This window comes from Paenibacillus sp. MER TA 81-3, from assembly GCF_023713585.1.
Lineage (GTDB): Bacteria > Bacillota > Bacilli > Paenibacillales > Paenibacillaceae > Paenibacillus_B > Paenibacillus_B profundus.
The window spans coordinates 305,686-317,717 of the sequence record NZ_JAMAWB010000005.1; the positions used below are offsets into that span (position 1 = coordinate 305,686).

Here is a 12,032-nt window from a genome sequence, read left to right on the forward strand (position 1 = left end):
TACCGTAGACTGGATCTCGATCGGAGTGTAAAATGAGACTACATGAATATTTGGTTCTTTTCGGCAATACGTGACAGCAATCAACAAGAGTAGACTTCAAAGGGGATGATAGGAGCTATTAGAGATAAGGAGTTGTGTGTGGTGAAGAGATGGAATTTCCCTCATAAATTGAAAGCGATTGCAAAAGGTCGCAGTCTATATCAGCATCGTCTCATCCGCACGCTGGTCGTCCTGGTCACATGCGCCTTGGTATTTACGACCATTTCTCTATATATCGTCGCTCACTCCTCCGCGCTGGACATGCAGCAGGAAGCATATGTGCAGGAAAGGGAGCAGTTCAATGCGCAGCTCACGTTCATGGGGGACACGCTTAAAAATTTAATTATGAGTTTATACGTTGACCCGGAAGTGTATACGCTGATGCATGGGGAAGAGCTATCTATTATCGAAATTGCCTCCAAGATGCGCAAGGTGGAGCAAATCGCGAACGCAACGGGGTATTTGGAATCGATTGCGCTATATAACGGGCCGTCTGAGCAGTTATTCTCCACGAGCGCCGTCATTCAACAAAATGCCCGCGGTGAAAGGGACGCTGTTCTGCAGCAATTGACTCTGTCCGATCCCGCCTCCTTCAAGCTGATGCCTTTCTCGGTTCCGAATGCCTCCGGCACAGCTGAACAAGTCGATAGCTTGCTGTATGGATTATTTGATTTTTCCGTTACCTACCGAAATTCCTCGCATCCAGAGCCTGGCTCCATCTTACTGTTCATTCGCCCTAGCTGGTTGTTTCAGCAGTTGTCTGTCAACAGCGGGCCTTTTTCTAAAAGCTCTCAATTTTTCATCGGCACCCCTGACGGCATCGTGTTCGATCAAGACGGACGAAGGCTGGACCGCGATCGGAAGGGGCTGCGTAACGGAACGGACGAAGCCTTTGCACTTGCGTACGAGGACGTCCACCATAATCCAGGCCAATCCGGTTCCTTCGTCCATTCTTCTGCTCAGGGGAAGATGGTTATTCGCTATGCGCCGACGGAATTTTACAGCTGGACGTTGTATCAAATGCAGCCGTATCGGCAAATTGTTGCGCGCATGGATCGGTTGGCCTTTACTTTCGTGGCCGTGGGCGGGGGAACCTTGCTCGCTTCGGTTGTCATTTCTTATTTGTTTGCGTTGAAGCTGTATCGTCCGTTATCCCGCCTCGTACAACAATGGAATCTGTCTCCTCGAGGAGGTTCGCAGACCCAGGATGAGTTCTCCTGGCTGCAGCAGATGTACCGCGGTATGATGTCCCGACTGGAGCATTTGCATAACCGCGTCGAGCAGGATCGGCCACTGGCCGTACAGGCAGAGCTGAGGAAGTGGATTGCCGGAGATATTCGCGGCGATACGGCCGACTTTCAACAGTGGCTCGGGCTGCGCGAATGGCATGAAATTACAGATGGTCCTTATCTGTTCGCGCGCATTTCGGTCACGAAGCCGGATGCTGACACACATGAAGCAGCGGTCGAGGATGAAGATCTCTTGGAGATGGTGAAGGAAGAGATTGTCCGAAGGCTGCCTGACAGTTGGCGCATGACTTCGGTGCCGGAACGGAGCGGCGAGGAGCTGCTCTGGTTCTCCCTTCCCGCAGCGGCTATTGGAACGGAGCTTGAGGCAGAGCGGCTGCTTGAGTCGGCAGCTCAACAGAGCCGGGCGGCGTCTGATGGGCGCTTTAAAGAGGTCTTGGTCACCGTGGCGATCAGCGATGTCGTTGGCGGTATTGAGGAGGTGCCTGACGCCAAGCAACAGGTGGATGAACGCTGGACGTACCGGTTCGTCTACGGACCGGGTGTCGTCATCCATTCCGGGCTGCTGCGTCATCATGCGACGAGCAGCTTCACGATGCAGGTGAAGGAGCGTGATCTCACGCGCTGCACGACGAAAGCATGCGAGGCAATGCGGATGAACCGTCAGGCGCAGCTGGACGATGCGTTGGCGGATTGGTTCGATACGGCCCGGAGCTGTGTGCCGGATATGGTTCGCTCGGCGCTGCTGCTGCTTGCCTTGGAGTTGTTCACGGTCTGGCAGGAACGGGCTAGCTACGGCAAAGAGTCGGAGTCGTCGGGATTTATACAATGGCGTAATTTGAAAACAGAGCTGCAGCAGGCTGACGATTTAGAGCAAGCCCGAGGTGTGCTGGAACATTGGTTGGAGCAAATCCGTCCTACTTCAGAAGAGGAGGAGGAACGGTGCAGACAAGCGATCGTCGCTGCCATGCAGGATTTGGCGCGGGTGGAGCTGGCGAACCCTGATTTCGGGTTGGCTGCAGTGGCGGATGCGCTGCAATTGAGCACTGCTTATATTAGCCGTGTCTACCGCCAAGGCACAGGTATAAGCTACTTGGATTATTTGCATGATGTTCGCCTGCAACGGGCGATGGAGCTGCTTATGAACGACAGCTTGACGATTGCAGAAGTGATGGAGAAGGTCGGCTACCGGACGGAGAGTCACTTTTTCAAGCGATTCAAGCAAAAGTTCGGCGGTACGCCGAAGCAGTGCCGCACCCGCCAAGCGATTCAAGCCTTGAGTGATTCGGATGCTTTGTAAGGCGCGGTGACGATGCTTTTTATACCCTCGAAGCTGAATTGAGCAGTTCAGTTCGAATTGAGCAGTATGGTTGAGGAGTCGAGTTTAATATGAACGGTTGAGCGGGCCTAGCCCGCTTTTTTACATTGGAGATGAGGCTTTAGCTTGGCGTGAACGCCGAAAAAGGAGGAATGTTGAATGTGATGCAGCCTGCGAAACGATTTTCAAAATGGAAGCATGAATGGAAAATGATGAAACGGCAGCGCTCGCTCCTCGTCATGAGTGCTCCGGCTATTTTGTTCAAGCTCATTTTCAGCTATCTCCCTTTAATTGGATTGGTCATTGCTTTTAAGAGCTATCGATACGATTTAGGTATTTTCGGGAGTGATTGGAATGGATTCAACAACTTTACCTTCTTCTTTACTTCACAGACAGCATGGATCATCACCCGCAACACGGTGCTGTACAATGGCGCCTTCATCCTGCTTACAACGGTCTGCGCGCTGCTGCTTGCCATCCTGCTGCGAGAGATTATGGGACGGCGGATCCAGATGTACCAGACCGTGCTCTTTTTGCCGCACCTGCTGTCATGGGTTGTGGTAGGCTACATCGCGCTAGCCATCTTTGAACCGGGCAAAGGGCTGCTGCATCAGCTGGCGCTCTCCATGGGCGAACAACCCGTCGCCTGGTATCAGGAATCGAAATGGTGGCCGCTTATTTTGCCTTTGTTCCATATATGGAAATCGGTCGGTTTGTCCGCTCTTATTTATTTTGCAGGCATATTGGGGATTCACCCGAGCTACTATGAGGCGGCGCAAATTGATGGCGCTTCCAAGTGGCATCTGGCCACCAAGATTACGATACCGATGCTGATGCCGCTCGTCGTTATTTTGTTCCTTGTGGCGGTCGGCGGAATCTTCCGCGCGGACTTCGGGTTGTTCTATTTCATTCCGAACGATTCCAGCTTCCTCTATTCGACGACGGATGTTATCGACACGTATGTGTATCGCTCCTTGAAAAATATTGGCGATATCGGCATGACAGCCGCGGTGGGATTGTATCAGTCGGTTGTCGGATTTGTTTTGGTTATTTCCGCAAACGCGCTCGTGCGGAGGATCAATCGGGATAACGCGATGTGGTGACGAGGTAACTAATGCAAGCAGCATGAATGGTGGTTTTTAAATTTCGAATTTCGGATTTCGATGCGCAGAAAAAGGAGGGGGCAGGATGGAACGGAAATGGAGTTGGTCAAGAGGTGTAATACACGGGATCTTTCTTGTGCTTAGCATCGCGATTATCGCGCCGATGTGGCTGGTAGTGTCCGCCTCGTTCACGGCAGAGGAGGAGCTTATTTTATCCGGCTACTCATTCTTTCCGCAGGAGTTCAGCATGCAAGGGTATGAGGTTATATTACAATATCCGGTCGATCTGATCCGCGCCTATGGCGTGACGATTCTGGTGACGATAGCAGGCACGCTGGCCAGCATTTTGCTGACGGCGATGACGGGCTATGTGCTGGCGCGCAAAGACTTCCAGTATCGGCGCATGCTGACGTTCTACGTCTTTTTTACGATGATATTTAGCAGCGGGTTGGTTCCGTTCTATATGTTGGTGACGAAATATTTGCACATAAAGGATACGGTCTGGGCGCTCATTATTCCTTATTTGTTGAATCCGTTCTATGTGCTCATTATGAAAGGGTTCATGGATAAGCTGCCGCACGAGATGATTGAATCCGGAAAAATGGACGGGGCCGGGGAGTGGCGCATGTTCTTTCAGCTCATCCTGCCTTTGTCGGCGCCAGCATTGGCGACAGTCAGCTTGTTCATTTCGTTTGCATATTGGAATGATTGGTGGCTTGGGCTGCTGTTCATTGACAACGAGCAATGGGTGCCGCTGCAGCTGCTTCTGTACCGCACGATGAGCTCGATTGAATTTATCGCGAACAATGCGCAATACGTCGACGGCCTCGTTGATCTGTCGAAGTTCCCGAGCATGTCGGCGCGCATGGCCTTGGCGATTGTGGGTGCGGGACCGATGATGTTTATTTTTCCGCTGTTCCGCCGCTTCTTCGTGGCGGGGCTTACAATTGGTTCCTTGAAGGAATAAGGCGAAGGCTGGATTCGTTCCTTATGTTAAGTGTTAATGGCATGAAGGGTTAATGAGATTAAAAGTTCATGATCAAAAGGGGCTTTTTGAACGACTTCTAAAAGTATAGAACGTTAATGATATGGGGGAATGAACATGCAGAGGCAAGACGGGAATCATGTACGCGGCAAATGGAGGATATGGAGTGTTACGCTGCTTCTTTTTATGCTGCTATTGAATGCGTGCGGCGGAGGTGGAGCTTCTTCTGATAAAGGCGACGCCAAGGGGGTGTCCAGCGAGACATCCACTGGAGCGTCCGGCAGTGGCGGGCTGGAGCCGGTTGAGTTGACCTGGTACTATCCGCAGTGGAACACGCAGCGGGACTTGAAGACGGTCGAGCAAGCGATCAACGACATTACGACGAAGGAAATTCAAGCGACGATTCGGCTGAAGCCAATCGAGAACAGCAGCTACGCGCAGAAGTTGAACACGATGGTCGCGTCGAACGAGAACTTTGACATCGCCTGGACTTCGTTCTGGATGTTCGACTATGCGCAGAACGCGCGCAAAGGGGCATTTCTGGAGCTGGACGGCTTAATCGACACTCATATGCCCGAATTGAAGAAGACGCTGCCAGGCGTCGTCTGGGAAGCGCTGAAGGTGGAGGGGAAGACGTACGGCATATTGAACTACCAGACGATTACGAACCGGGAAGGATTCATTGTACAGAAGCAGTATGCGGACAAGTACAAGCTTGATCCGGCCTCTATTAAGCAAGTCAAAGACATGGAGCCGTTCCTGACTGCCGTCAAAACCGGGGAACCCGGCATTATCCCGTTCGCGCTGACACGCGGCGGTTCCTTCGAGGTTATGAAAAACTCCTTTAACCGGTTGGAGTTCATCAACAATCATGCCATTATCGGCATTTATCAGGATGACAAGGAATTGAAGGCGGTCGACATCATCCAGACGCCGGAGTATAAGGAATATACCGAATTGATGCACGGTTGGTTCAAAAAGGGGATTATTAACCAGGATGCGGCGAACCTGAAGAGTGTGAATGATTTGAAGAAGGTCGGCAAGATCGCGTCTGTCTTCCATAATGTTTTGAAGCCGGGACGGGATATCGAAGAGAAGGCCGCGTTCGGCGGCAAAGACATTGCGCTCGTCCATCTGACGGAGCCGTATGTCGGCAAGAATACGATTATCCAATCGATGCAGGCGATTAGCAAAAATTCGAAAAATCCAGAACGGGCGCTCATGTTCCTCGAGCTGTTGAACAAGGATGAGCGGCTTATCAACCTTATCTCGTTCGGGGTGGAGGGCAAGCATTACGAGAAAGTGAACGAGAACACCGTCAAGCCAATTGAAGGCGGCGGGTATGACCCGATCCAGACGTGGGTGTTCGGCAACACGTTTAAAGCGTTCTTGCGTGAAGGGCAGTCGCAGGAGGTGCGCGATCAGACGGATCAAGGAGAACGAGAGCGCCCGCCCTTCGCCGATTCTCGGCTTCACGTTCGATCCGCAGCCCGTCTTGACGGAAATGGCCAACATTCAAGCTGTGAACGACCAATACGGCCCTGGCCTGGATACGGGCACGGTTGATCCAGTGAAGCACTTGCAGGAGTACATCGACAAGCGCAAGCAGGCGGGGATTGATAAGGTGCTGGGGGAAATTCAGCGCCAGTTGGATGAGTGGAGGAAGAAGACAGGGAAGTGACATAGAGAGTGATAAATAGTAGGGAAAGAGGACGAACAAGCAAGTGGTTTCAAGTAATGTAGAGCTTTGATGTTTTGGCTGTATGGAAATCAGTAGCTTGTAAACGGATAGAGTGGTGAAGCAGGGCTTCGGACGTTGGAGTTCTGCTTTTTTTTTGAATGTAATAACTCCGGCTTGTTGCTACATACAATTTGGAAGAGATACATAAGATCGATGTGCAGATAGCCTTTAGATTCATGTATACTTACAGGGAGTACTTGGAACGGATTACTGATGGATATGGAGGTAAACATGAAAATCAGGAAAGCGATCATTCCTGCGGCGGGACTCGGCACACGCTTCCTCCCAGCGACGAAGGCGATGCCGAAAGAGATGCTGCCAATAGTGGATAAACCGACTATTCAATATATTGTGGAAGAGGCCGTTGCATCGGGTATCGAAGATATCATTATCGTCACAGGAAAGGGAAAGCGGGCGATTGAAGACCATTTCGACAACGTGTTTGAACTCGAACACATGCTGCGCGAGAAGGATAAGCTCTCGCTGTTGGAAGAGGTGCGAAAGCCGTCAGAGCTGGCGGACATTCACTACATTCGTCAAAAGGAGCCGCGCGGACTGGGGCATGCCATTTGGTGCGCCCGCAAGTTTATCGGCAATGAGCCGTTCGCCGTACTGCTGGGTGACGACATCGTCCAAGCAGATACGCCGTGCTTAAAACAGATGCTGGAAGTGTATGAGCAATACGAATCGTCCATCGTTGGCGTCCAACCGGTGCCGTGGGAACAGGTATCCCGCTATGGTGTGGTTGCCGGATCGCTTATTCATGAACGCATTCTCAAAGCGGAGCAGCTCATTGAAAAGCCAGTACAAGAGAAGGCCCCGTCGAACTGGGCCATCATGGGGCGGTATGTGCTGACACCGCGCATATTTGGATTGTTGGAACAGCAGGAGGCAGGAGTGAACGGAGAAATCCAGCTTACCGATGCGATTGCCCAATTAGGGCGGGAAGAAACCGTATTGGCGTATCACTTTGACGGACATCGCCATGATGTAGGGGAGAAGCTTGGCTTTATTGAGACGACGCTGCATTATGCGTTACAGCGGCCGGAGTTGCAAAGTGATTTGTTGGACTATATGAAACGGATGATTGGGCAGTATGAGGGAACGGAATAAATTGTAATATGACAGTACATCTGCACCTGTAACAGTGAACGATCATCTTAGCATCGGCCAGCCGTACCTGTCATACTAATGAAGTGACCAACGAGTGATTTTGGCGCAGAATGTGAATACAGAAGACCCTAATCTCAATTTCCATCGAGATTAGGGTCTTTCGGTTTAAGAGCTATTTTGCATTAAAGCGCATCGCTGCCACTTGCTCGATTTGTTCTTTCTCAGAAGGATCTGCTGCTACGAGCTTGTCATACCATGCTTGGTCGACTTGTCCTTGCTGCATGGTTGCCGCAACGTACCAGCGTGCAAGCTCCTTATTATTGGAGTCGTTTAAGTCTTCCTGCAAATAAGGTTTCATCGCTTCTGCAGCTTGCCCTGGGTCGCCCTTCATGATGTAAGCCCGACCTGCATTCATTGCCATGCGGGAGGTGACATAGAACTCATTACCTTGCAATTGCCCCTCAGGGAGCGTCTTCAAATGCTCGACTCCTGCTTTGACATGTTCAAATGCGGAAATGATTTCATCCATATATTCATTTTTCTTATCAGGTGCCTCATTGTTTGCAATTACACCTTGACGCAGGGCAGCTTCCATATATTTATCGTACCATACCATATCCCATGGGAAACTAGATGCACGTTCAGAGTAAACCTGATATAACTCTGTCTCCATACCTTTCATTTCGTAACCGTTAATAAGACGTTTGAGTAGAGACTGTTTGTTATAAGGTTCCTTTTTTAGGGCTTCTTTTAAGGTCTGTTCTGCAATGGTGAAAAACTTTTCGTCTTGTTGTAGTTGATACATCTGTTGGAACAAATAAGCTTTAAAATCCGCGTATTCCGGAACTGTTGGTCGAATGTTCATTGCTTTGTCCAAGTGAACCATTGTTTGATTAAAATCCTTCGTTAGAGCCACAGTTTCTTGTGCTTTTGTAAAGGAACTGGAAGCTTGCAGGAATAGTAGCGACGTAATAAACATCCCAAGCCCAACGACGCCAAGGATACTTGTCATGGCTATCCGGAACGATTTAGGTTTGAGTTTCTCAAACGGTTTCGATTCTACCGAGGCTGTCATACCTCCAAGACTCATGAAGACGAGGATGCCAATGTATACATAGCTCATATTAAAATCCATAACGCTATGTATCAAGATACTAGTAGCTAGAATGAAGTACATAAAGTAGCTGTTGCGTTTTTCTTCATTTGCCGTAATGAAAGATCGAATGTATTTCCAATATACGAATGCTAAAAATGCGATTAAAACGACAAAACCAATAATTCCGACTTCGACAAGATATTGCATATAATAACTGTGTGCCTGCGCTGATTCGTAAGGGTTGTTTTGATACTTCTCATAGAGCGCGCTCCATGCGCCGCCACCGGCGCCAAGCAGTGGATAGTCTGCCACCAGCTTCAACGAGTCTTTGTAAAAAGTTATACGTTCCAAAACACTGTGCTGTTGAAAATTAATGGACCCTAAACGGGAAGAAATGCTTTCTGGCAACATATTTTTCGCGCTAGTCCCGATGAAAATGAATAAAAGCAATGCTACTGCAACAGTGCCGCCGACAGGGATGAGGGCGTTCGCCCATTTCTTGGCCGAGAAGTTCCCAAGCTTTTTCTCCAGCCAAGGAGCAACAAACCTCTGAATGACCCAGCTTAGTGCAGCAGACACGACGGATGCCCCAAGGACATACATCCAGCCCTTCAAGGAGGAAGCCTCCGTTGGGTTCAGTTGAGCTTGAATGCCGATTTCCGAAACGGGATTCAATACTACAAACGTTGCCGCACCGCTTATGGCCAAATGCAAAATCCATAGCAGCTGCCGAGCAGGCTTAACAAATAACAACACAACGATAAATACGACCGGGAGCAGAACCAAGCCGCCGCGGGAGAGCGTCAGAAAGATGGATAAAATAATCGGTACCAGCATGAAGCCATGAACCGCATGACTTACCGCCTTGCGGGTTGTCGTTAAATAGAACACGGCTACAAACAAAAATGCCATGAGATAGGCCGCGTAAGTGTTCGGATACTGAAACACGGAGGCAAGGCGCGGGCCGTTGGCATCTATCCATATGGCTTGCTCATACAACCCGTCCGCATTAAGCCTCGAAAACCATCCAATGAATACAGCTGCAAATTTACCGTTTCCAAGCCAATTCAACAGTCCGAACCAAACAATGGCATAGGCGGAGCCCGTTAATGTGAACTGGATAATACGATTCAATCTTTCTTCCCCAGACATAAAATAGGCAAGAGAGAAGAAAACAGCATACGTAAACATGATTAGAACAGCATTTACCGCCAAATAACTGGAAGCTGCAAAAAATGACGAAACTCCATAGGTTATAGGTAGTAAGAATACGATAGATGTAAGTATGTCGGATTCATTATTTCTTTTTTTGAATTGAAGCAGGAATCCTGCCGCCAAGAATGATAGAATAGAAGCGATAAGGACTGACCAGTATATCGGTTTTTCAAAGTACGTCAATTGTCCGTTAAACAAAGCAAACTGAAATGGGGACCAGAACAAGAACAAAATAAGAGTAATTAACATTCCCCAATGAATAAGAGGGAATTTGTCGTTTTTGTCGTTTCTTTGCTTAGGCTTTGAAGCCCCATAGCCATATGTAGACAAAGTTCTATTCTCCTTTGCATTAAATTACGATAATAATAATAGCATAGGTAGTCGAAAACTTCCATTTCACTAATCATTATAGAAATTCAATTTTTTCGGTAATCTTACGTTATAATAGACACGGAAATACAAAAAAGTATCATCGTTATGTAGTATATTTTCTAGTCTAAATAACGAGAAGGAGAGCTCCTGAAAGTAAAGAGTTTCTTTGAAAACGTAATATTTTTGATGCCTTGAAAAGAATGGTAATGTAGATTAATGGATCACTGTTGGAAATCTGTTTATTAAACAATGCAGTCTTATAGTGTACAAAAAATAATAAGCAGATTTAGTGAATTGCTAGCAACTTATTCTTTTTGACACGTTGGATAATAAAGATGAGTGAATAAAAATTCAAAGGTTTTCACATTAATAATTATGTTTAAAGCTAACATGATGATAGAGGGCAGGGGAAATCAAGGTGAGTAGAAAGTATTTTAAGCTGTTTTTAGTAGTTTTAATTGCGGCCACAATAAATATTTTAGTTTTGTGTTATGTAAATGTAGAATTTAAAAAAAATATCACATTGAAGTATGAAGTAATGAGTCAGAAAAATGATATGTACCAAGTTTTTTTCAGTAACAATGGGGAGTTTAATGAAGAGAAGTCGATGAAAATTAATTACACGAATCAAGGCAGTAACCAAACAATGAATTATGCTATACCTACGGATACAAAGCAAATCAGGTTAGATTTGGGTACGCAAGAGGAGATCATTCGTATCAAGAATATCTCTATCAATTATTTTTGGAAGAGCGCAGAGATTAGTGGAGGTTTATTCAGAACAAGCAATAAGACAAATGATATAGAGAGTATTAAACAGAGTAATGATGACATTGAGATAGTCATTAGTGGAAAGGATCCATTTATAGTAATAAATCTAGCTAGTATTGATTCATTGAACATATCTCAAATCAATGATTATATAAATAATATCTATAAAATTTTTCTTTGCATATTAATTGATTTATTACTTTGTGTAGGAATCAAAAGATATCAATTACTTAAGAAGATGGTTATAAAAATATACCATAATAAAAGGATGATATGGAATCTTTCTAAAAACGATTTTAAAACAAAATATGCAGGTTCATACTTAGGGATTTTTTGGGCTTTTGTTCAACCCGTGATGACCGTTTTGATCTATTGGTTTGTATTTCAGGTCGGTTTTAGAACGGCTCCAATCGAAAACTTTCCTTTCGTACTCTGGTTAGTTGTAGGCCTTGTACCATGGTTCTTTTTTTCCGAGGCTATTATCAATGCAACAAACAGCATGCTGGAATATAGCTATCTTGTAAAGAAGGTAGTTTTTAAAATTGATATATTACCAATAGTGAAAATATTGTCTGCTTTTTTTATTCATATATTTTTTATTGGGTTCGCAATCGTATTATTTTTATTAAATGGTTATTTCCCAACAATACATTTAGCACAAGTACTGTACTATACTATTTGTACTTTTATTTTGGTATTAGGAATTTCCTATGCTACATCGGCGATTATTGTGTTTTTTAAAGATTTAGGGCAAATAATAGCAATTGTACTACAAATGGGTTTGTGGCTCACTCCAATTATTTGGAGTTATAATATGGTTTCAGAGCCATATCAATGGATTTTTAAGCTTAATCCTATGTTTTATATAGTGGAGGGTTATAGAGATGCCTTCATCAATCATATTTGGCTATGGGAGCATTTAAATCAAACAGTCTACTTTTGGATGGTGACTTCAGGCTTGTTTTTGATTGGAACTATGATATTCAAAAAATTAAAAATACACTTTGCGGATGTGTTGTAATGAGGTGATAA

Annotated in this window: 8 protein-coding genes; 7 read left to right on the top strand and 1 reads right to left on the bottom strand. The window is 46.5% G+C overall.

What is annotated here, in order from left to right:
* Window positions 1-141: 141 nt before the first annotated feature.
* The 6 genes from M3650_RS32265 (at window position 142) to galU (ending at window position 7,546) form a co-directional block, all read left to right on the top strand.
* A complete protein-coding gene (locus tag M3650_RS32265) occupies window positions 142-2,586 on the top strand; it encodes a helix-turn-helix domain-containing protein (protein WP_251574068.1) in 2,445 nt (814 codons plus the stop codon).
* Between the two features lie 170 nt (window positions 2,587-2,756).
* On the top strand, window positions 2,757-3,707 hold the full coding sequence (locus tag M3650_RS09315; protein ID WP_019424781.1) for an ABC transporter permease: 951 nt from the start codon (window positions 2,757-2,759) through the stop codon (window positions 3,705-3,707).
* 85 nt (window positions 3,708-3,792) lie between these two features.
* Window positions 3,793-4,674 carry a carbohydrate ABC transporter permease gene (locus tag M3650_RS09320; RefSeq protein WP_251574070.1) on the top strand — a complete coding sequence of 294 codons (882 nt, stop codon included), beginning with the start codon at window positions 3,793-3,795 and terminating at the stop codon, window positions 4,672-4,674.
* A gap of 135 nt (window positions 4,675-4,809) precedes the next feature.
* Window positions 4,810-6,258 (top strand): extracellular solute-binding protein, encoded by a 1,449-nt coding sequence (locus tag M3650_RS09325; protein WP_251574073.1) that lies wholly within the window; start codon window positions 4,810-4,812, stop codon window positions 6,256-6,258.
* Entirely contained in the window at window positions 6,197-6,373 is a 177-nt protein-coding gene (locus M3650_RS32270; protein WP_369011102.1) for a DUF3502 domain-containing protein, read from the top strand. The genes M3650_RS09325 and M3650_RS32270 overlap by 62 nt, the downstream gene beginning before the upstream one ends.
* Window positions 6,374-6,664: 291 nt before the next feature.
* Entirely contained in the window at window positions 6,665-7,546 is an 882-nt protein-coding gene (gene galU / locus M3650_RS09335) for a UTP--glucose-1-phosphate uridylyltransferase GalU (RefSeq protein ID WP_251574076.1), read from the top strand.
* Between the two features lie 172 nt (window positions 7,547-7,718).
* Here galU and M3650_RS09340 read toward each other — a convergent pair whose 3' ends face one another.
* Window positions 7,719-9,554, bottom strand: a complete 1,836-nt coding sequence (locus tag M3650_RS09340; protein ID WP_251574081.1) for an O-antigen ligase family protein — start codon at window positions 9,552-9,554, stop codon at window positions 7,719-7,721.
* A gap of 1,093 nt (window positions 9,555-10,647) precedes the next feature.
* Between M3650_RS09340 and M3650_RS32275 the strand changes: the two genes are divergently transcribed.
* Entirely contained in the window at window positions 10,648-12,021 is a 1,374-nt protein-coding gene (locus M3650_RS32275) for an ABC transporter permease (protein ID WP_251574083.1), read from the top strand.
* The last annotated feature ends 11 nt before the right edge of the window (window positions 12,022-12,032 follow it).

What these genes read in the sequence shown, in the direction of transcription:
- galU (WP_251574076.1), top strand. Translation starts at nt 6,665, where the DNA reads ATGAAAATCAGGAAAGCGATCATTCCTGCGGCGGGACTCGGCACACGC.
- M3650_RS32270 (WP_369011102.1), top strand. Translation starts at nt 6,197, where the DNA reads ATGGCCAACATTCAAGCTGTGAACGACCAATACGGCCCTGGCCTGGAT.
- M3650_RS09320 (WP_251574070.1), top strand. Translation starts at nt 3,793, where the DNA reads ATGGAACGGAAATGGAGTTGGTCAAGAGGTGTAATACACGGGATCTTT.
- M3650_RS09315 (WP_019424781.1), top strand. Translation starts at nt 2,757, where the DNA reads ATGTTGAATGTGATGCAGCCTGCGAAACGATTTTCAAAATGGAAGCAT.
- M3650_RS09340 (WP_251574081.1), bottom strand. Translation starts at nt 9,554, where the DNA reads ATGGCATTTTTGTTTGTAGCCGTGTTCTATTTAACGACAACCCGCAAG.
- M3650_RS09325 (WP_251574073.1), top strand. Translation starts at nt 4,810, where the DNA reads ATGCAGAGGCAAGACGGGAATCATGTACGCGGCAAATGGAGGATATGG.